We start from the raw sequence: 20,268 nt of genomic DNA on the forward strand, positions 1-20,268 counted from the left end.
AAATCCCCTTCATAGAGAGCGTGTATTACCCGAGCGCGGAAGAGAACCACCGCAATATCTCCGCGCTCGCTGCGATACCGGACCTTTCTGTCACAGTAACGGTCGGCCGTTGCCAATTCAGTTCTTCCAGCTCACCGTGCCTCGGCCGGATCGCGAAATCGGAGTATTCGAGCATGTCCGCATCCAACGCACCGTCACCAGCCGAGATCACCACGGCGGACTGATCCAGATCACCCGACTCGACCAATCTGCGGCGCACCTCTGCCAGTGCGCGTGACTTCGAGACCGCGTCGGGCATCGTGTAGATCTTCCGGCCTTGACGAGAGACGTTCCAGCCCCGCGCCACACACCAGTGATTCCATTCGGTCTCGAATTCACTCGGCATCACGGCCAGATCGACGACCAGGTACGGAAACAGATCGTCGGCAACACGAATGGAGCTGACCCAACTCGAGTCGATGCGCGATTCCAGTTCCGTCTGAACCTGCGGCAACTCGGCGCCGGCCTTGCGGGTCGAACGGTCGATCTCGTTTCGCCACTCGCGATCGGCTTCGCCGTCCACCAGGATGTTTCCGCCGTTGCTCGTGATCGCGTAATTCCACGGTCCGCCGGGGAGATCGATCCGCTGAAACTGTGCGATGGTCCGGGTCGTTGTCGGAATCACCGGAACCCGCGAGCTGAGCGCAGTCAGCAGTTCGATCGATTCGACGCTCATGTGTGAGAGCGGACCGCCGTTGTAGTACTCGACGCACAAGGGACTCGGTGCCGAATCCAGATCGGAGCCACTGGGATCGCCGCCGATCGCGGCCTGTGAATAAATCATCGTTCGGTCCAGATCCGTGGCGATCAGGACCTGAGACGCAGCGGTGTCCGCACGGCTCACGTGATGTCCTTGATCAGGCCGACACACGAGTAGGCGAGGTCGGGTACTTCCTCGACCGGAACCCCACGGGCCTGCGCCAACAACCGGATATGTGCATGCTCCGGGGCTTCGAGTTCGCGCACCAGAACCTTCCACGGGAGCCGGCGCAGCAGCACCCTGGTTGTTTCTCCGACACCGGGTTTGACGAAGTTGACCGTCGAGATCCCGTACTCGGCTTGCGCCTTCTCCACCGACTCCCAGCCGGCCCAGGTCGGCGTCCGATCGGAATCTAGCACTGCAGCAAGAGAATCCGCTGCGTCGCCGCGAACCGAATCGAACTCGGCCGAGACCACGTCGAGCAACCTGTTGGAGACGTCGACGTCGGCCAGATCTGCGTAGAACTTGGCGCCGTGGAAATCGCCCGGCCCGATGAGGGTGTCGTTGAGGACTGTTCGTGAGACCAACCCGGACACCGTCGAATTGAGGCACGCCGACGCGATCAGGAAGTCGTCGCGGGTTCCGTACGTTCGCACGCAGTGGCCTGGGTCCGCGAGAACAGCCAGATCGGAGTCGAACTTTGCGCCGCCCGCCTCGTGGTACTCAGTCAACGCCGCGTCGAGTTCGCGGGCGATCGCACCCTTACCCGTCCAGCCGTCGACGAAGACGACGTTCTCCGAGTCATGATGGTGCGCAAGATAATCGAGTGCGACGGAATCGATGCCCTTGCCGCGGACGATGGACACCGCGTAGTGCGGCAGCGTCAACCCGCGAGTCTGCTGGGCCCAGCGCCGCATCAGAATCCCGATCGGTGTTCCGGCCCGAGCGAGTGAGACCAGCGTGATGTCACTTCCGCGCTCGGCCAGCACCAGGTCCATGACGGTCCCGACAGCGCGCGCCAACCGTGGGGCGCTCTCGGCGAGCACCGTCTCGAACAGATCCCGATATGCCTGATCGGGTTGGTACTCGATGGGAAGAGACTCGGCATAGTGCGCCTCACCCGACTGAATACGCTTCTCGCGCACGGATACATCCGCTTCGAGATCCACGTGCGAAAGATCCTTGAGCAGCCACTTCACTTCACCCGGCGCGTACGAACCGAAATCGGGTCCGACCAATGGTTCGTTCATGACGAGCCTCCTGCTCTGGAATCTCGCAGCGCCGACGGATCGGCCCCGCGAACGGTGGCGACCAGGACGTCGGTGCCCGAGTTCCGCAACACCTCGACCACTCCGTCCATCGCCGTCAACCGATCGGTGTCGGCGGGCTCGTCGACGACCAGCAATGCAAGGGCTTCGACCGCCGCATCAGGCCACTGCGCGTTGTACACGTATCGAGGCTCGTTTTCACCCAGTTCCGGTGCCGGAAAGGTGAACCCACGACGCAGCGGGTATCCCGGCAGGTCGACGACGTAGGCGGGTGAGCGAGTTGTGGTCTGGTACCGAACTGCTCGCCAAGCGCTTTCCAAGCCCGCTGCGATCCGCAATGGCAGGTACATCAACTCTTCGTGACCGATCACGATCACAGCACGCGACGGGTCGATCGATGTTCCGAGGATGGACACCGCCGCCTCGACGGCGGACTCGAATGCCTCGGTGTCGCCATCGAGAAAACCGTGCCGGCCACCGTCGGGGACGTGTGCGGGCCATGGCAGATCCACTCGAGCCAAGGAGCCTCGACGATCGCCGATCGGATTGAGATCCGGAGCATCCAGGGCCGTGACGCGCTCGGTCAGCCCGTCGGGCAGGACCGTCGAACCCGAAGCGAGAGAGACGTAGTCGATCCGCACGCCCAGCTCTGCCGCCGCGGCTTCGCTGGCGGCTCGGTGTTCCTCGGTCCTCATGTCCACCAGCGAGGCCACGACGTAACGGCTTCGCGGGCATTGCCCGTGCAGCGCCCGGATGGCGTCGATCGCGGTTGCGCCGGTGGAGATCTCGTCGTCGACGAGGACCAGCGGCAGGTCGTTCTCGAACAGTTCGGCGGACGTCGGCTGCATCAGATGACTCGTGGCGTGCGAGTGTCCCTCCTCGAATCCGGCGAGCGTCGTGGCACCGGGTACGTCGCGACGAGTCGAGTGCAGGTAGCAGTGAGCGTGCAGACGAGCCGCGACGCAGTGGCCCAAACCTGTTGCAGTTTCGGCAAACCCGAGCACGACGACGTCGACGCCGTCACCGAGAGCGGTCCGCACCAAGTCACCGAGGTCGTCGGCAGCGCCGATGACAACGGACGGCTCGGTAGGTACGTGCTTTCCCAGCACCGTGGAGACCAGCAGGTGAGCGCGACGCGGATTCCGCCGAAGTCCCGGGATCACCAGATCGGGCACCGAATGCCCGAGTGACGAATCGCCGTGAACGAGGTCCAAGCCGAATTCTGCGGTAGCCCAGGGGACGTCCCTGGACTGGACGACCTCTGTCATCGATCGACCAACGCCGTCAGCAACTCGACGAACGTGATGCCCTTGTTGGTCACACCGAACACGTGAGCGCGGAGCGCAGTCTGATGGGCCCAATTGCGGTGCGGCTTCATCTCGTTCATCTTGTTCCGGTAGCCGGAGGCCTGCACTCCCCCAGCGTCGGCACCGAGAATGTCGAGGGCATCGTGGTACTCCTCGTGCGTGACCGCGGAGAGAGCATTGACCGCCGCGACGTGCGACGGGTGGATGACCGTCTTGCCTTGGATTCCGTTGGCTCGGTCCAGCGCGATCTCACGGAGCAGGCCGTCGAGGTCGCGGCTGACGAGGTGCTGACGGAACCGGACGGCGTCGTGTTCCTCGAACGGGGTGGCGCGCAGCATCGGCCGGAACATGCGTTCGTGATCGGCGAAGTACTCCCACACCGGCCCGGTGATGACAAAACCCGAACCGTCGGCGCGGCCGAGGTAGTTGACGATGTCGGCGATGACGTCGACCACCACGCGCACGTCGTAGATGGTCAGATCGCGGTCACGACGGATGCCGAAGGTGCTGCACATGTCGGTGGCGCCGATGCGGACGGCAAGGATGCGCTCGCGGTGTTGCGCGAGAATTCCACTGATGGTGCGCAATTCGAGATCACGTGTATCGCGGTGAACCAGCGCGGGTGATTCGAGTACCGGCATCGCGTAGAGATGCTTACCGAGCAGCTCGGACGCGTCCGCGACGGCGTCGAGAAACACGGGGCCGGACTCGCTGCCGAACTTGGGGATGACGAACCCGGTGAGCGCGGCGCGCCCCTCGGTCAACGACGCGGCGACCTTGTGGATGTCCGCGACCTCACGGACCCTCACGAACAGCAGCATGCCGACGGCGTCGGTCGACGCGATCTTGTCGAGAGCGTCAACCGCGTTAGCTCGCGCCGATTCGACCTCGTGATCAGCGACGGCGTCTTCGAGATCGAGCACCATCGAGCTGACGCCCTCGGACGCTCGCTTGACCACGATGTCGGCCAACCCGGCCCGGGTGGCCGGAACGTAGAGAGTTGCACCCAGAGCAATCGCGAGCAGATCCCTCTCGTCGGAATCCGCGAACGACCGAGGCGCATGCAGGAACAGTTGCTCCCGCACGTCGTCCTCGAGATGTTGAAAGTGCTGCATTTCTCTTCTCTCTGTAACCGCAATCAAGTCCATGAAACGACCCCCCTGTGACAACGCGTCGAGCTACTCCGATCCCCCGATCGGCCCGACCATTCAGTTTTTGCCGGCTCGCGCCCGCATCTTCTCGACAACTTCGGTGATGAACGTCGATACCGAGTCCAGCTGTAATACATACGACCAGTAGTCCGGATGAGTTCCCGACAGTGACGCACTCGCTCGCTCGATCCTTGCTAGTTGAGCATCGAGTACGGAGCCCCACTCCGCCACCAACCCTTGGTTAACAGCGAACATCTGGGCGTCTTTCAGCCGGAAACGAACCTCACGTTCCTTTTCGCTCGGATCTGCCCGAACTGCACGCAGAGTAGCGAGACGGTCCGTCACGGCATCGGCGCACGCTTCGGCGTCGGCGAGGTGAACACGTGCTTCGGCCATCAAAGCCAGTGCGTGTTCGGGGTTTCCCGCAGCCAACGACTGCTTCGCTTCCTTGAGATCGATGTCAGCCTGATCGATGTGCGCTCGGCTGCGACTGCTGTTGTCGACGAGGTCAGCTGAACTCGCGGCGTTGAACTCCCGCAGCAATGCGGAGTACGCCGGATCCAGCCGGTCCACTCGAGTGCGCACTGCCGACAACCTGGTCGAGACCGAGGAGATCGTCATCTCGGCACGGTGCTGGGTCGACGGGGCGTCTGCCAATGCTTCCTCGAGCGCCGATACCGCTTCGCGGACACTCTCGGCCCGCGTGCGGACTGCGTCGGCGCGACCGGAGGATCGCGCATTGTCGAGCGCTGCAACCGCGTCGTCGAGGTGTTCGGAGGCCGTCACCACCGACGGGTACTCGCGATAGCGCTGATCAGTGGCAGCAAGTTTCTCCCGGGCGGCATTCGCCAGGGTTCGTGCCTGTTGGCCGAGAACGGGAATGGCGGACATCGTGACCGTCGCCTGCTCGAGATGCGCTCGATGTCCGTTGTAGAAGGCGTCGACGCCCTGCGCTGCCTCGACAAGTGCAGCTACCGACTTCTCGAACGCCGCCCGAGCACCGTTCGGGTTCTGGTGAAGTACCTGATCGTTGCCGTAGCGCTCGGATGTGTCGAGGTAGTCCGACGCAGCCTGGAAGCACCGATCTCGAACGGGTTCCCACGCGGCGCGCAGCCCGCGCTCGGGGTACAGCTCGGCGGAAGCGTCGACTGCCGCCGACGCGATGGTCTGCCGCTTGTCCATGTCGAGGAACGCCGAAACCATGGCCGTCTGCGCCTCCCGCGCACGACTGACCGACTCCCCCACTCTTGCCCCCCGATTGAAGCGCTCCGACCATCTTCCCACCACGATTGAATCCTACGGGTCCAGCACTTCGCTTCTCGGTTCGTAATTCTGCTGTTACGGCGAACACACCGGAACTGCGGTTAGGGTGGTGGAGGTAAACACACTCCCAAGACGACTTCGCGTCGTAGTGGGCCTTGTCTCTCCTCTTGAAAGGACCCCTGAATGGGCGTCAGCTTGACCAAAGGCGGCAATGTCTCTCTCACGAAGGAGGCCCCGAACCTGACTGCAGTGGTCGTCGGCCTGGGCTGGGACGCGCGTTCCACCACCGGAGCTGCTTTCGACCTCGACGCCAGCGCGATCGGCGCAGGCTCGAACAAGAAGGTCCTCTCCGACCAGCACTTCATCTTCTTCAACAACCTCCGTTCGCCCGACGGCTCGATCGAGCACAAGGGTGACAACACGGACGGCGAAGGCGAAGGCGACGACGAGCAGATCGACGTGAACCTCGCAGCGGTTCCCGCCGAGGTCGAGAGCGTTGTCTTCCCCGTCTCGATCTACGACGCAGAAGCTCGCTCGCAGTCCTTCGGCCAGGTCCGCAACGCGTACATCCGCGTCGTCGACAAGTCGAACGGCAACGAGCTCGCTCGTTACGACCTCTCCGAGGACGCTTCCACCGAGACCGCCATGGTCTTCGGTGAGCTGTACCGCAACGGTGCAGAGTGGAAGTTCCGCGCAATCGGCCAGGGCTACGCGTCCGGCCTCGCGGGCATCGCGCGCGATTACGGCGTCAACGTCTGATCTTCGCTCTCGACGAGCTGACTCGGGGAAGGTTCCGCAGTAGTCTGTGGAACCCTCCCCGTTTTCACGTTCGGATGCGGTGAGAGACCGCTTGCAGTAACCACTCTGCATTGACCAACTAGAAAGGGCCACGCTCCGTGGTACTGCGAATATTCGGTTTATCCATCGCAATTTCCATCCTCGCGATGATCGTTGCGTTCATCTACGGCGGACCCGAGGCACTGTTCCTCGTCATCATCCTGTCGATTCTGGAAATCTCGCTTTCCTTCGACAACGCCGTCATCAACGCCACTGTTCTGCAAAGAATGAGTGAATTCTGGCAGAAGATCTTCCTCACCATCGGCGTCATCATCGCCGTCTTCGGTATGCGTCTGGTGTTCCCGCTCGTGATCGTCTGGGCTGCATCCGGTCTCGGACCCGTAGCTGCACTCGACCTCGCACTGAACCCGCCTGCGGACGACGCCGCGTACTTCGCCAACGGCGAGCCGAGCTACGAAACCATCCTCACCGACGCTCACCCACAGATCGCTGCCTTCGGTGGCATGTTCCTACTGATGCTCTTCCTCGGATTCATCTTCGAAGAGCGTGAGATCACGTGGTTGTCCTGGCTGGAGAAGCCGCTCGCTCGCATCGGCAAGCTCGATCAGCTCTCCGTCGTCGTGGCCGGCATCGTCCTGGTTCTCAGTGGTTCTTTCCTCGCTGCCGACGACAAGGTTTCCACCGTCATGATCTCCGGTGTTCTGGGCATGATCACCTACATCGCGGTCAACGGACTGGGTGAACTGTTCAACCTGCCGGAAGAAGGCGAAGAGGAAGAAACCTCCAAATCCGGCGGCCCCACGCAGCTCGCGAAGGCAACCGGCAAGGCCGGCTTCTTCCTGTTCCTCTACCTCGAGGTCCTCGACGCGTCCTTCTCGTTCGACGGCGTCATCGGCGCATTCGCCATCACGGCAGACCCGATCATCATCGCTCTGGGCCTCGGCTTCGTCGGCGCGATGTTCGTCCGTTCCATCACGGTCTTCCTGGTCCGCAAGGGCACGCTCTCCGATTACGTCTACCTCGAGCACGGTGCCCACTGGGCCATCGGCGCTCTGGCCGTCATCTTGATGGTGTCCATCGGCGTTCACATCAACGAGATCATCACCGGCCTGGTCGGTGTCTTCTTGATCGGCGCTGCTTTCATCAGCAGCCTCATTCGCAACAAGCGAATTGCGAACGACGATCCGAAGTTGGACGAGAACACTCCGGCAACTGTCTGACGTTCTTTTTCGAAACGCCCGCGACCAATTGGTCGCGGGCGTTTTGTTTGTTATGACCTAATTGAAACTTTCCGAATACACAGCCGCGCGCCAATTGTTCAGCCGCGCGCCAAATTCAGCCTGCGGGTGAACAATTGCCCTGCGGGTACGAAGAACCGATTCGTAAGGGAAAACCATGGACGAAATAGTCATAGAGGGCGCAACGGACGGGGACGCCGCGGAAATCCTTGTTCTACAACGCTGTTGCTGGGTCTCGGAAGCAATCTCGAACAACAGCATGGACATACCCCCGCTCCACGAGGACCTACCCACGGTCCGAGCCTGGGTTCAGGAGTCGACAGTCTGGACCGCACGACGCGGCCGCCGGCTCGTCGGGGCCGTCCGCGGCACAGCCGACGGAACCGCATGGCAGATAGGTCGCCTCATGGTGGCGCCGGACTTGGCGGGCAATGGCCTCGGCCGACGCCTCCTGCAGCACGTGGAACAGAATGCTCCCGAGCACATCACCAGTTTCGAGTTGTTCACCGGCAGCAAGAGCGCGCGGAACATTCGCCTCTACACCCGAGCCGGCTACGCTCAATTGCCGCCCGACCCCAGTCACATTCCCGGAGTTGTCTACCTGTCCAAGCCGAACGTAACCGCCTCAGCTTGAACGGCAATACTGATGTGTGTGGTGAACATTCGCGTCGCAGCACAGACAGACTTGCCGTTCTTACGTGAGAACGACTCGCACATCGCAGACGAGGAACTCGTGTCGGTGGTCCAACGCGGCCGGATACTCGTCGCCGAGGACAGCGATAATCCAATCGGATGGCTCCCTTGGGGCCTGTTCTGGGACGAGATTCCGTTCATGAACATGCTGACCGTCCAGTCTCTAAACCGCGGCCAAGACATCGGGAGCGCGTTGGTCAGATATTGGGAAACACAGATGCGCCGTGCGGGATATTCGACGGTCCTCACCTCCACACTCGCCGACGAATCAGCCCAGAACTTCTATCGCGCAATGGGATACGTCGATGCCGGAGTTTTGCTACTTCCCGGCGAGTCCTCCGAGATCTTTCTACGCCGAGAACTCGACACGGCGCCCGAGATGACCGATCCCCACATTACCCGCGAGTAATATATGGTGGTCGTCACACCGCGATCTCAGGGTGGGGCGTGGCACACCAATGTGGAGGACGAGTATGTCGTCAAGGGTCTTATCTCGCACAGTTGTCGGAGTACTCGCTGTCGCACTGACAGGCGTCGGCGCACCGGTAGCGCTCGCACAGCCGGCTCTTGCCCAGTCCCCTGATGACGGTTTCTACAGCTACGACGGCGCGACGCCCCTCTCGTCGTACGCTCCCGGCGCAGTCCTCGAGACTCGCACCGTGCCGTACACGGTGCTCAACGTCCCGACCCCGATACAGGCAGTGCAGGTTCTCTATCGATCAACCGACGCCCTGGGACAACCGTCCGCCAACGTCACCTCGATCCTGCGCCCCGCCAACGCTCAACCGAACAAAGTTGTTTCGTACCAGTCCTTTTACGATTCCCTGAACCCCGACGACAGTCCGTCTCGCGCAATCGCGGGCAACACCCCGATCGGTGACTGGACGCCCAGCGGACGCAACTTCAACATCGGCGGCACCTTCACGTCCATCGAGGCAGCCTTGTTCGGGCCGCTCTTCGCATTGGGCTACACGATCGTCGTCCCGGACACCGAGGGCCCGGATGCAAACTTCGCTGCCGGACCCGAATACGGGATGATGACGCTCGACGCTCTGCGTGCCGCCCGTGATGTCCCGGAAACCGGAATCACCGACGACGCAGAGATCGCGCTGATGGGTTACTCCGGCGGAGCGATCGCCACCAACTGGGCTTCGATACTCGCTCCCGCATATGCACCGGAGATCAACGACAACTTGATCGGTGCCGCGCAGGGAGGCGTGCTGGTCAATCCGGCCAACAACCTTCGCTACGCGAGCGGAAGCATCGGGTGGGGCGGCGTGGTCGGCATGGCAGTCGTCGGCGTTGCGCGTTCGTACGACATCGATTTCGGGAAGTATCTCAGCGACCGTGGACGCGACGTCATGGCTCGACTCGAAGACGCGTCCATCGGCAATGTGCTGGCGCAATATCCCGGTTTGACCTGGCAGGACTTGGTCAAACCCGAGTACGCAGATCCCAATACGGTTCCCGAGTACGTCGATGTCGTGAACAAGATCAACATGGGCACTGCTGCGACACCGACGATACCGATGTTCATCGCGCAGGCAGCGAACGGAACCATCGAGGGCACCCAACCCGGCGGCCCCGGTGTCGGAGCAGGTGACGGCGTGATGATCACGGGCGACGTCCGCAGCCTCGCACGCAAGTACTGCGACGCCGGCCTGGCGATTCAGTACGACCAGTACGACACCATCAGCCACTTCCTCGGCGCCATGCTCTGGCTCCCCGGTGCGCTCGCTTGGGTCGACGACCGATTGAACGGCAAGCCTGCGCCGTCGAACTGCGCGGACATCGCACCGGGGAACTCTCTTGCGCCGCAGGAACATGCACGCTAGCTGACCGGGACCTCGAATCTACTTCGACGGCTCCACCTCCCACCGAACGTGAGTTACCAACGGTTCCAGGCTAAGCCGGCTGACGGCGGATTCCAGAAGTCCGTCGTCACGCTCCGCCGCAGCCAGTTCGGCCACCACCCGCACGCGGTCGCTGTCCGGGATGTCGAAGGACTGCACTGACCGCAGTTGGAACTCCGGCCTCGAAATGGACTGTACGGTAAGCCCTCTGATGTGGGCTTCGGCGTCACCGTGGCAGGTCACCTCGAAGGTGTAATCGGCCGGCGGTTCCTCGCGCCCGGTGCGGGCAGGCTGGTGATCCATCATCCGGCCCAACGGCCTCAACAATGTGTTCGCCAACATGATCGCACCGGCTCCGAACACCGCCACCCAGTACATTCCGCCGCCTGCCAGCGCGCCGACGGCGGCCGTGGCCCACAAGGTTGCGGCGGTGTTCAGGCCCGTGACCGAGGCTCCCTGCTTCATGATCACCCCGGCACCGAGGAAGCCGATCCCCGAGACGATCTGCGCTGCGACGCGCGTCGGATCAGCGTCCGGCCCCTCGAACCCGTACGCGCCCATGATCACGAAGAGCGTCGCACCCAAGCTCACCAACGCGTTGGTTCGCAGACCCGCCATCCTTGCGCGCCATTGCCTTTCGATCCCGACGGCAGCGCCGAGGACGAGCCCGAGCGCTATCCGCACAAGGATGACGTGGATTTCCACGGTGAACTCCTAGAGCCAGGTCGCGAATCGACGGATGAACATTCCCTTGGCCACCTGCGTGACGACGCAGTATGCCGCGAGAGTGAGGACCAGCCACGGGAAGTAGTTCCACGGCAGTGAAACCAACCCGAGGGAATGGCCCCAGGACGTGAACGGGAACACCAGCGCGAAGACGCAGGCAGCGCCCGTGCTGAGCAGTACCGGCAGCGAAGCACGCGACTGGATGAACGGGATCTTGCGGGTGCGGATCATGTGAACGATCAGCGTCTGTGAGATCAACGACTCGATGAACCAACCCGATTGGAACAACGCCGCATGCTCGGGAGAGTTGGCGGCGAACACGAACCACATCAGCGCGAAGGTCGAGATGTCGAAGATCGAACTGATCGGGCCGATGAACACCATGAACCGACGAAGGCTCTTGGTCTCCCACTTGCGTGGCTTCGCGAGGAAGTCGTCGTCGACACGGTCCCACGGGATCGTGAGCATCGAGAGATCGTAGATCAGGTTCTGCAACAACAGAACTACGGGAATCATGGGGATGAACGGCAGCAACGCACTGGCGACGAGCACCGAGAAGACGTTCCCGAAGTTCGACGACGCAGTCATCTTGATGTACTTCTGGATGTTTCCGAAGGTGCGACGCCCTTCGATGACTCCTTGTTCGAGTACGCCGAGGTCCTTCTCCAGCAAGATGATGTCCGCGGATTCGCGGGCGATGTCCGCCGCTGTGTCGACGGAGATGCCGACGTCCGCGGCCCGAAGTGCGGGTGCGTCGTTGACACCGTCACCGAGGAAACCAACCGTGTGGCCGACCCGGCGCAGCGATTCGACAATGCGTGCCTTCTGCATCGGATCCGTCTTCGCGAAGACGGTTGTCCGTTGCACCAACTCGTCGAGGGCGTCGTCGCTCAACGCTTCGATCTCGGCGCCGGACACAACAGTTCCCACGTCGATACCGACTTTGCCGCAGACGGTTTCGGCGACCAGTTCGTTGTCACCCGTCACCACCTTCACGGCGACACCGTGACTCGCGAGAGCTTCGATCGCCCCGGCCGCAGATTCCTTCGGCGGGTCGAGGAAGGCCAGCAACCCGACCAGGGTCATGCCCTCTTCATCGGCAGTTGAGTACTCGCGTCGCTGTTCGTCGACAACGACCCTGGTCGCCACCGCAAGCACTCGCTTACCCTGACCGTTCAGTTCGGCGACCAGTCGGTCGACTCGGGCCAGCCATCCCGGCGTCAGCTGGTGGGTCACCCCGTCCAGTTCAACCGATTCACAGACCGAAAGAAGCTCTTCCACTGCACCTTTGGTGACGATCAGATCGGCGTCACCGTGATCGACCACCACCGAGAGCCGACGACGCTTGAAGTCGAAGGGAATCTCGTCCACCAACCCGTGCAGACGCGAGATCTCCTCGATCACTTCGGGACCGGCGGCCTCGATCACCGCGTCGTCGAGAAGACTACGCAATCCGGTCTGATTCACGGAATTGACTGCCGCGAGCCGCAACACGTCCTCGGACTTGCGGCCGGCAGTATCGAGATGTTCACCGAGAACGATGCGGTCCTCGGTGAGAGTTCCGGTCTTGTCCGTGCACAGAACGTCCATGGCGCCGAAGTTCTGAATCGCGTTGATCTGCTTGACGATCACCTTCTTGCGCGACATGTGAAGCGCACCCTTGGCCAGGTTCGCAGTCACGATGAGCGGCAACATTTCCGGAGTCAACCCCACTGCGGTGGCGACGCCGAAGAGTAGTGCTTGGCTCCAGTCCTTGGTCAGTCCGTTGATGATGAACACCGCGGGAACCATGATCAGCATGAATTTGATCAGCAGGTAGCTGACGCTGCGCACCCCGACGTCGAAGCTGGTTTCGGGTCGCTTGGAGGCCAATTGTGCTGTCATGGCACCGAAGTAGGTGCGCTTGCCCGTGTGCACCGCGACGGCGGTGCCGCTGCCCGACACGACGGAAGTACCCATGAACCCGATGTTCTCGGCTTCGAGCAGCCGATCGACGTCGATTCCCGACGACGGTTCCGCCGACTTCTCGGCCGGCATCGATTCACCGCTGAGCATGGACTGATTGACCTGTAGATCCTTGGCCCGAATGATGCGGACATCGGCCGGGATCATGTCGCCGGCGGCAAGCTGGACCACATCACCTGGCAGTAGTTGCTCGATCGGAATCTCCGCCGTGACCACGGTGTTGTTGATCTTGCGGGTGGCCGCGACGGTCGTCGTGACCATCGCCTTGAGCGCCTCGGCGGCGCGACTCGAACGGTATTCCTGCCAGAACCTCAGTGAGACACTGACAAAGATCATCAACCCGAGAGTGATGATGCCCTCGTAGGAGGGACCGTCCTCGGGGTCCGCCCAGACCACGTCGGTCCCCACCATGATCAGGGCCAGGAACACCAGGATCAGGATGAACGGATTCTTGAAGGCTTGCGCGAACTGCACGATCGCCGGTGCCGGGCGGTCGTGGCGGACATCGTTGCGCCCGTATTGCCGACGAAGATCGTCGATCTGATCGTCGCGAAGGCCGTTGGCCGTCGTGGTCAGATCTGCGAGAACGGTGCGCGTGTCCGAGGCCGAGTAGTCGACCAATTCCTGTGCGCTTTCCTTGGCCAGGACCGTTGAATGTGCTTGTTGTGCGCTGTTTCTCGTGGGCCGTGGCCGCAATGCGAGAACGGAAAATGACATGACGAATCTCCTCGGCTGCCCGAACACGCCTGACCATGCCAGTACATGAGGGCAGCAGAATACGCTGAGCGACAATGGAAGTCGTCAGCGGACGCGGCGAGCCGCGCAGATGAAACCGAGGATGCACAGAGTCAGTGGCTGAAGAGCAAAAGACCGGGATGAGCATCGTCGGCAAGAACAGAAGGATGGGTCGAATATCGACTCGGCGGGTCGTCCACGATGGTCACCTCCTGAAAGTTAGGGCGTCCGATGACGCCACAATTGTGTGCGCACAGCACACGTCAGGAGAACCGAATATCGACGTACTCTCGCTTTCGCCGGAAGAAACCGGCATCAAGCTGCGAAAACACCTCCACGTCCGAGTTTTGGCACTGCACGACGTGTCCCGATCGGAACCGGGAAGCCACTTTGGATCACCCCTTAAGCCGGGGAGATCTGTCCTAACCTTGGGCGTCTCTCGACGTCGTGAGATCAGTGGCCTGTGTTCGTGCAGAAGCCTCACCTAACGAGGTACTGCACCCAGAGGGTAGTTCTCAAATCTGTTGCCTGTCAACCGAGCAACTCAGACTGCGGGCAATCCTGCCCGTGCGACGGCACCGGCGAAGAGTGCCGTCACGGCGGCACCCATGACGCTCTGATCAACTTCTTCCGGATCCACCGAGTGTTCGAGAACGAGCCCGGATATCAAGGCCATCAACGAGATTGCGGTGGTCCGCACATCGAAGGAATCGTCCACTCCCCATTCACGGGCACGTTCGCCGATCAACTCCACGAGTTGGCTGCGCAAGTGGCGACGCTCACGTAAGTACGCCTGAGCGATCTGCGGATCACGCCCGGCGAGCACTCCGAATTCGAGGACGAGCAGTGACCACCCCGGGTCGTCGACCATCCACGTCGCAATGGCCTCGCCACCTTTGCCCGCCGCATCGGCCGGGTTCATCCCGGCGATCTCGGCAAGCACACGGCCGGCCAGTTCCAGAGACCGTTGCGCGAACAGTTCTGCGAACAGATCCTGTTTCGACTCGAAGTTGGAGTAGACAGCCCCCTTGGTGAAGCCCGCTCGGCGAGCAACTTCAGTGAGACGTGCAGCACTGAATCCGCGCTCCGCAAACTCTTCCGCCGCAGCGTCGAGCAGTCTTTGCCGCACCACGTCGCGTCCGGGGCGGGTTACCGGCGTCCAGTCCGGTTGACGAGATTCAGTCACGATACCTAGAGTATTCAATACCTCGGGTATTGACAAGCTCTTTACTTTCGACAAGATCAGGACTCTTTCGTGACCACTACGCATCCGGCACACGCCGCACCAGACAACAGCTCCACCCACGACGAACACCACCACGACAATCTGCTCGTGAAGTACGGCGCACCCAAGGTGATGGCCGCGCTGTTCGTCGGCGTGCTCCTGCTGCAGATGGGCTTCATCCTCAGCTACGTCGCCGCCTTCCATCAGCCGACTCCGCGAGACATCGAAATCGCGGTCATCGCCGATCAGGGCACACCCCACGGTATGGACCAGCAGATCGCCGACAAACTCAACGCCATCGACGGCAGCCCGCTCGACGCTCAGGTGGTCGACAGCACGGCGACCGCTCGACGCATGATCAACGACCGCGAGATCCAGGGCGCATTTGTCATCAATCCGGCTGGACCGGACACCCTGATCACCGCGAGCGCGGGCGGCAGCTCCATCGCGTCGTCACTCGAAGCGGTGTTCACGAAGGTCGAGGCGACGCAGGACCGACAGTTCGTCGTCCGCGACGAGATCCCCGTCGGAGCGCACGACAACCGCGGCCTCTCCGGCTTCTACCTCTCGGTCGGCTGGGTCGTCGGCGGCTATCTCCTCGCGGCAGCCATCGGACTGTTCATCGGTGCGCCGAAGACCCTCCGCCAGGCCAGTGCACACACGGGCGTGATCGCGATCTACTCGATCATCTCGGGAGCCCTCGGCGCCCTCATCACCTCACACGTGCTCGGAACTTTCGCCGGCCACTGGTTCCCGCTCTGGATCCTGGGAACAGCCGTGGTGTTCGGCACCGCCATGTTCACGCTCGGATTGCGCGCCGCCATCGGCGTTCTGGCAGTCCCGCTGGCCATCGCCGTCTTCGTGATCCTCGGCAATCCCAGTGCGGGAGGCGCATTCGGCTCCAACGTGATTCCGTCGTTCTATGCCGCCATCGGCCGATGGATCACACCCGGCGCCGGTACCGAAGGCGTGCGAAGCATCGTCTACTTCAACAACGTCGGCGTCGGCCAGCCTGCTCTGACGCTCTTCCTGTACGCGCTGATCGGTGCGGTCATGCTGTTCGGCTTCACGATCCGTCGTAACCGAAAGTCCACCGACACGACGCCGACTCCAGCTGTGGCGAACGCCGACTAGTCCTAGTCTGAACTCATGACGAGCCTCCTCCACCCCAACGCCTCGCACGTCGCCGAAACACTGATCTCGCGGGGTCACCACGGCGTCATCGTCACGCAGCCCGAAGCCACGCACACCGCGGCCGAGGCAGCGGCGGCTGTCGGGGTGGAGGTAGGCGCGATCACCAAGTCGCTCGTGTTCCTTCTCGACGACGACCCGGTCCTGCTGCTGGTGTCGGGCGCACATCAGGTCAACCTGAAAGCAACCGGAGAACGCCTCGAAGGCAAGCTCACGCGGGCGCCGCTGGAAATGGCGAAGTCGGCGACAGGTCAGCCGATCGGTGGGGTCGCGCCACTCGGGCATCCCACCAACCTGCCCACCTACATCGATACCGCCCTCGAGCAGTACCCCGAGTTGTGGGCGGCCGCCGGGCACCCGAACACAGTCTTTCGCACGACGTACTCCGAGCTCCTCCGAATCACCGCCGGCCTCGCCGTCGACATGGACTGACGCGCTTCAGCCAACCCGGTCCGAACCCACTCAGACGTGCGTCCACCTATAGTTGGACGCACCATGTGCACTGCAACGAGGACCCCGGCCGGTAACCACTGGCGTCGACGACACGTAGATCTGTGCCGCACCGACGCATGTCTGTGTATGCCGAGCGCAGTCACCTCGACCACACCGCACACCTCGAGTTCCAGCCGGAGAGTTCCCGTTGTCTGACAAGCCGAATGCCGTTTCCAGCCACACCACCCCCGACGTCCCCGAAGTAGCGGCGACGCCCGAGTTGTCCACCGGCATCTGCGCCGGCGACTACCGCGCAGCGCTTCGCCGCCACCCCGCAGGTGTCACCGTCGTGACCCTCGATTCGGGTACCGGCCCGGTGGGTTTCACCGCCACCTCGTTCTCGTCCGTCTCCCTCGAGCCGCCGCTCGTTTCGTTCAACATCGCGGAGACGTCGTCGAGCATCAATGCACTCAAGGCCGCCGAGTCCTTGGTGATCCATCTTCTCGGCGAGCATCAGCAACATCTGGCCCAGCGCTTTGCGCGGAGTGCAGATCAACGTTTTGCAGACGAGTCGCTGTGGGCGGTACTGGACACCGGGGAGCCGGTTCTGCACGGCACCCCCAGTTGGATGCGCGTCAAGGTCGACCAGCTGATCCCCGTCGGAGATCACACTCTGGTCATCGGACTCGTCACGCGGGTTCACGCCGAAGAGGATGACGAATCCGCTGCCGCTCCCCTGCTCTACCACGAGGGCAAGTACTACCGCCCCACTCCGTTAGGTCAGTAGACAACTGTGCGCCTTTATTAACCGCCCGCGGTTAATAAAGGCGCACAGCAAGTTAGAGCGCTACATACTTGGTATCGAGATACTCGTCGATACCCTCGGTTCCGCCTTCACGGCCGAAGCCCGACTCCTTGACGCCACCGAACGGCGCCGCAGCATCGGAGATCGCGCCGCGGTTGACGCCGACCATGCCGGTGTCCAGCTTGGCCGAAACGCGCATCGCACGGTCGATGTCGCGGGTGTAGAAGTACGCCACGAGGCCGTACTCGGTGTTGTTCGCCGCCGCGATCGCTTCGTCTTCGGTGTCGAAACCGACTACTGCCGCAACGGGTCCGAAGATCTCTTCCTTCAGCAGGCGCGCATCGGCGGGCACCTGGTCCAGAACGGTCGGGGTGAAGAAGAAGCCGGGGCCTTCGGGTGCCGATCCACCGGTGCGAACGCGAGCACCCTTGGACACGGCGTCGTCGACGAGTCCGGTGACGGTTGCGAGCTGCTTGGTGTTGATCAGCGGGCCGATGTTGGTGCCCTCGGCGTCACCGGCGCCCACCTTCAAGGCCGCAACCTTGGCGGTGAACTTGTCGGTGAACTCCTCGCGGACGGAGTTGGCGACGTAGATGCGGTTGGCCGCGGTGCAGGCCTCGCCGCCGTTGCGCATCTTCGCCAGCATGGCGCCGTCGACAGCTGCGTCGATGTCGGCGTCGTCGAAGACGATGAACGGCGCATTGCCACCGAGTTCCATCGACGTGCGGAGCAGCTTGTCAGCGGCGTTGCGCACCAACAGCTTTCCGACGCCGGTGGAGCCGGTGAAGGTGACCTTGCGCAGACGCGAATCCTCCATGAGCGGTCCGCTGATGGAGGCCGCATCGGACGTCGGGAGGATCGAGAGCACACCGTCGGGCAGACCGGCGTCGGCGAACACCTGACCGAGGAGCTGCATGGTCAGCGGCGTGTCCTCGGCGGGCTTGACGATGATGGTGCAACCGGCAGCCAGCGCCGGCCCGATCTTGCGCGTGCCCATCGCGAGCGGGAAGTTCCACGGCGTGATCGCGAGAACCGGTCCGACCGCTTCCTTGGTGACCAGGATGCGACCGTTACCGGCAGGAGCCTGCGTGAAACGTCCACCGATGCGAACTGCTTCCTCGCTGAACCAGCGCAGGAATTCGCCACCGTAGTTGACCTCACCACGGCTCTCTGCCAACGACTTACCCATTTCCAGGGTCATCATCAACGCGAAGTCCTCGGCGCGGGCATGCAGCAATTCGAAGGCGGTGCGCAGGATCTCGCCGCGTACACGTGCCGGAGTAGCCGCCCAGTCTTCCTGCGCCGCAGCGGCGAGGTCGAGCGCGCGGATACCGTCGGCAGCGGTGGCGTCGGCTACCTGGGCGAGCTCCTCACCCGTTGCCGGGTTGTAGACCGCAAAGGTCTTCTCGGCCGGGACGAGCTTTCCGCCGAGCCAGAGACCCTTGGGGACCGAGTCGAGAAGATCCGAGACGTTGGACATGTCAGTTCCCCTGTGCTGCAGTGCGGATGGCGGTCTCGAGGACGGTCAACGCGTCGTCGAGCAGCTCTTCGGAGATGACCAGCGGCGGGAGCAGACGGATGACGTTGCCGTAGGTACCGCAGGTGAGGATCACGACGCCGGCAGCGAGGCATTCGGCGGCGATCTTCTTGGTGATGTCTGCGTCCGGCTCCTGCCCACCGGGCTTGACCAGCTCGATGGCGAGCATGGCGCCGCGGCCGCGAACGTCACCGATGACGTCGAGTTCCTTTGCCAGTGCGTTCATTCGGCCGACGACGGTCGACTCGATGGTGCGTGCGCGGCCACAGAGGTCGAGCTCACGCATCTGGTCGATGGACGCCAATGCAGCGGCGCAGGCGACGGGGTTACCGCCGTAGGTGCCACCGAGGCCGCCGGGGTGGACGGCGTCGATGAGCTCGGCGCGGCCCGTGACAGCGGCGAGCGGCATGCCGCCTGCGATGCCCTTGGCGAGCGTGACCAGGTCGGGCACGATGCCCTCGTGATCGCTGGCGAACCAGGCGCCGGTACGAGCGAAGCCTGCCTGAACCTCGTCGGCGATGAAGACGACGCCGTTCTCCTTGGCCCACGCGACGAGCGTCGGGAGGAATCCTTCTGCGGGAACGATGAATCCGCCCTCGCCCTGAATGGGCTCGATGAGGATGGCGGCCGTGTTGGCAGCGCCGACCTGCTTCTCGATCATCGTGATAGCGCGCTGTGCGGCCTGCTCACCGGTGATCTTGGAGCCGTCGACATTGAGGCCCTCGCGGTACGGGTAGGACATCGGGACGCGGTAGACCTCGGGGGCGAACGGACCGAAGCCGCTCTTGTACGGCATGGACTTCGAGGTCAGTGCCATCGTGAGGTTGGTGCGGCCGTGGTACGCGTGGTCGAAGACGACGACTGCGTCGCGACCGGTTGCGTGACGGGCGATCTTGACTGCGTTCTCGACAGCTTCTGCGCCGGAGTTGAACAGCACGGAACGCTTCTCGTGGTCACCGGGGGTGAGTTCGGCGAGACGCTCGGCGACCTCGACGTAGCCCTCGTACGGAGCAACCATGAAACAGGTGTGGGTGAAGTGTGCGACCTGATCCTGAACTGCGGACACGACGGCAGGGTTGGAAGCACCGACGCTGGTCACCGCGATACCGGCACCGAGGTCGATCAGCGAATTGCCGTCGACGTCGACGATGACTCCACCGTCTGCGTCGGCGACGTAGACCGGAAGGGTGGATGCGACGCCGGCGCCGACGACCTTCTTACGGCGTTCGGCGAGCGCAGCCGAGCGCGGGCCCGGGAACTCCGTGACGATGCGACGCTCCTGCGGAAGCCGGTATTCGATTGCACTCATGTGACCACCCTCTCGGTTGTGTATTGCATTCGA

General features: G+C 62.7%; 18 protein-coding genes and 1 riboswitch. Of the genes, 8 read left to right on the plus strand and 10 right to left on the minus strand.

What is annotated here, in order from left to right; translation table 11 throughout:
• Nucleotides 1–25 precede the first annotated feature (25 nt).
• From G8767_RS25655 to G8767_RS25675, 5 genes are all read right to left on the minus strand, one after another.
• The gene (locus G8767_RS25655) at nt 26–883 is read right to left on the minus strand and encodes an HAD family hydrolase (protein WP_166812578.1); all 858 of its coding nucleotides are present in this window, start codon (nt 881–883) and stop codon (nt 26–28) included.
• Nucleotides 880–1,989: a cysteine protease StiP family protein gene (locus G8767_RS25660; RefSeq protein WP_166812580.1), complete on the minus strand. Its 1,110-nt coding sequence runs from the start codon at nt 1,987–1,989 to the stop codon at nt 880–882. Before G8767_RS25660 ends, G8767_RS25655 begins: the two co-directional genes overlap by 4 nt.
• Nucleotides 1,986–3,275 (minus strand): phosphoribosyltransferase family protein, encoded by a 1,290-nt coding sequence (locus G8767_RS25665; protein ID WP_166812582.1) that lies wholly within the window; start codon nt 3,273–3,275, stop codon nt 1,986–1,988. The genes G8767_RS25660 and G8767_RS25665 overlap by 4 nt, the downstream gene beginning before the upstream one ends.
• A complete protein-coding gene (locus tag G8767_RS25670) occupies nt 3,272–4,429 on the minus strand; it encodes an HpcH/HpaI aldolase/citrate lyase family protein (RefSeq protein WP_021342746.1) in 1,158 nt (385 codons plus the stop codon). Before G8767_RS25670 ends, G8767_RS25665 begins: the two co-directional genes overlap by 4 nt.
• Before the next feature lie 93 nt (nt 4,430–4,522).
• Nucleotides 4,523–5,668, minus strand: coding sequence for a hypothetical protein (locus tag G8767_RS25675; protein ID WP_166812584.1), 1,146 nt, complete (start codon nt 5,666–5,668; stop codon nt 4,523–4,525).
• Nucleotides 5,669–5,911: 243 nt separating this feature from the next.
• On the opposite strand from G8767_RS25675, the gene G8767_RS25680 reads away from it, so the two are divergent.
• From G8767_RS25680 to G8767_RS25700, 5 genes are all read left to right on the plus strand, one after another.
• On the plus strand, nt 5,912–6,487 hold the full coding sequence (locus G8767_RS25680; RefSeq protein ID WP_003941199.1) for a TerD family protein: 576 nt from the start codon (nt 5,912–5,914) through the stop codon (nt 6,485–6,487).
• A 137-nt stretch (nt 6,488–6,624) separates the two neighbouring features.
• Nucleotides 6,625–7,746, plus strand: a complete 1,122-nt coding sequence (locus G8767_RS25685; protein ID WP_095970793.1) for a DUF475 domain-containing protein — start codon at nt 6,625–6,627, stop codon at nt 7,744–7,746.
• Between the two features lie 175 nt (nt 7,747–7,921).
• Nucleotides 7,922–8,398, plus strand: coding sequence for a GNAT family N-acetyltransferase (locus G8767_RS25690; RefSeq protein ID WP_166812586.1), 477 nt, complete (start codon nt 7,922–7,924; stop codon nt 8,396–8,398).
• A gap of 12 nt (nt 8,399–8,410) precedes the next feature.
• Nucleotides 8,411–8,866 (plus strand): GNAT family N-acetyltransferase, encoded by a 456-nt coding sequence (locus G8767_RS25695; protein WP_206029788.1) that lies wholly within the window; start codon nt 8,411–8,413, stop codon nt 8,864–8,866.
• 64 nt (nt 8,867–8,930) lie between these two features.
• Entirely contained in the window at nt 8,931–10,292 is a 1,362-nt protein-coding gene (locus G8767_RS25700; RefSeq protein ID WP_124568992.1) for a lipase family protein, read from the plus strand.
• Nucleotides 10,293–10,310: 18 nt separating this feature from the next.
• Here the strand turns inward: G8767_RS25700 and G8767_RS25705 are convergent, their stop codons facing one another.
• The 3 genes from G8767_RS25705 to G8767_RS25715 all read right to left on the minus strand — a co-directional run bounded on the left by G8767_RS25705 (nt 10,311) and on the right by G8767_RS25715 (nt 14,865).
• Nucleotides 10,311–11,015, minus strand: coding sequence for an MgtC/SapB family protein (locus G8767_RS25705; protein WP_095970789.1), 705 nt, complete (start codon nt 11,013–11,015; stop codon nt 10,311–10,313).
• Between the two features lie 9 nt (nt 11,016–11,024).
• A complete protein-coding gene (gene mgtA / locus G8767_RS25710) occupies nt 11,025–13,718 on the minus strand; it encodes a magnesium-translocating P-type ATPase (RefSeq protein WP_166812590.1) in 2,694 nt (897 codons plus the stop codon).
• Nucleotides 13,719–14,061: 343 nt separating this feature from the next.
• Nucleotides 14,062–14,235: riboswitch (M-box (ykoK) riboswitch) on the minus strand.
• A 45-nt stretch (nt 14,236–14,280) separates the two neighbouring features.
• The gene (locus G8767_RS25715) at nt 14,281–14,865 is read right to left on the minus strand and encodes a TetR/AcrR family transcriptional regulator (RefSeq protein WP_029254386.1); all 585 of its coding nucleotides are present in this window, start codon (nt 14,863–14,865) and stop codon (nt 14,281–14,283) included.
• A gap of 126 nt (nt 14,866–14,991) precedes the next feature.
• Between G8767_RS25715 and G8767_RS25720 the strand changes: the two genes are divergently transcribed.
• From G8767_RS25720 to dszD, 3 genes are all read left to right on the plus strand, one after another.
• Entirely contained in the window at nt 14,992–16,095 is a 1,104-nt protein-coding gene (locus tag G8767_RS25720) for a hypothetical protein (RefSeq protein ID WP_166812592.1), read from the plus strand.
• A gap of 15 nt (nt 16,096–16,110) precedes the next feature.
• A complete protein-coding gene (locus tag G8767_RS25725) occupies nt 16,111–16,584 on the plus strand; it encodes a YbaK/EbsC family protein (RefSeq protein WP_019746727.1) in 474 nt (157 codons plus the stop codon).
• A 208-nt stretch (nt 16,585–16,792) separates the two neighbouring features.
• Entirely contained in the window at nt 16,793–17,371 is a 579-nt protein-coding gene (gene dszD, locus G8767_RS25730; RefSeq protein WP_003941189.1) for an NADH:FMN oxidoreductase DszD, read from the plus strand.
• Between the two features lie 52 nt (nt 17,372–17,423).
• Here the strand turns inward: dszD and G8767_RS25735 are convergent, their stop codons facing one another.
• Both G8767_RS25735 and gabT read right to left on the minus strand, forming a co-directional pair.
• Complete coding sequence (locus G8767_RS25735; RefSeq protein WP_095970785.1) at nt 17,424–18,869, minus strand: NAD-dependent succinate-semialdehyde dehydrogenase; 1,446 nt, start codon at nt 18,867–18,869, stop codon at nt 17,424–17,426.
• Between the two features lies 1 nt (nt 18,870).
• Nucleotides 18,871–20,235: a 4-aminobutyrate--2-oxoglutarate transaminase gene (gene gabT, locus G8767_RS25740; RefSeq protein ID WP_007727077.1), complete on the minus strand. Its 1,365-nt coding sequence runs from the start codon at nt 20,233–20,235 to the stop codon at nt 18,871–18,873.
• Between the last annotated feature and the right edge of the window lie 33 nt (nt 20,236–20,268).

The organism is Rhodococcus sp. IC4_135, assembly GCF_011602025.1.
In the GTDB taxonomy this organism is placed as follows: Bacteria; Actinomycetota; Actinomycetes; order Mycobacteriales; family Mycobacteriaceae; genus Rhodococcus_F; species Rhodococcus_F baikonurensis.

What these genes read in the sequence shown, in the direction of transcription:
- G8767_RS25660 (WP_166812580.1), bottom strand. Translation starts at nt 1,989, where the DNA reads ATGAACGAACCATTGGTCGGACCCGATTTCGGTTCGTACGCGCCGGGT.
- G8767_RS25665 (WP_166812582.1), bottom strand. Translation starts at nt 3,275, where the DNA reads ATGACAGAGGTCGTCCAGTCCAGGGACGTCCCCTGGGCTACCGCAGAA.
- G8767_RS25670 (WP_021342746.1), bottom strand. Translation starts at nt 4,429, where the DNA reads ATGCAGCACTTTCAACATCTCGAGGACGACGTGCGGGAGCAACTGTTC.
- G8767_RS25675 (WP_166812584.1), bottom strand. Translation starts at nt 5,668, where the DNA reads ATGGTTTCGGCGTTCCTCGACATGGACAAGCGGCAGACCATCGCGTCG.
- G8767_RS25680 (WP_003941199.1), top strand. Translation starts at nt 5,912, where the DNA reads ATGGGCGTCAGCTTGACCAAAGGCGGCAATGTCTCTCTCACGAAGGAG.
- G8767_RS25690 (WP_166812586.1), top strand. Translation starts at nt 7,922, where the DNA reads ATGGACGAAATAGTCATAGAGGGCGCAACGGACGGGGACGCCGCGGAA.
- G8767_RS25695 (WP_206029788.1), top strand. Translation starts at nt 8,411, where the DNA reads ATGTGTGTGGTGAACATTCGCGTCGCAGCACAGACAGACTTGCCGTTC.
- G8767_RS25700 (WP_124568992.1), top strand. Translation starts at nt 8,931, where the DNA reads ATGTCGTCAAGGGTCTTATCTCGCACAGTTGTCGGAGTACTCGCTGTC.
- mgtA (WP_166812590.1), bottom strand. Translation starts at nt 13,718, where the DNA reads ATGTCATTTTCCGTTCTCGCATTGCGGCCACGGCCCACGAGAAACAGC.
- G8767_RS25725 (WP_019746727.1), top strand. Translation starts at nt 16,111, where the DNA reads ATGACGAGCCTCCTCCACCCCAACGCCTCGCACGTCGCCGAAACACTG.
- G8767_RS25735 (WP_095970785.1), bottom strand. Translation starts at nt 18,869, where the DNA reads ATGTCCAACGTCTCGGATCTTCTCGACTCGGTCCCCAAGGGTCTCTGG.
- gabT (WP_007727077.1), bottom strand. Translation starts at nt 20,235, where the DNA reads ATGAGTGCAATCGAATACCGGCTTCCGCAGGAGCGTCGCATCGTCACG.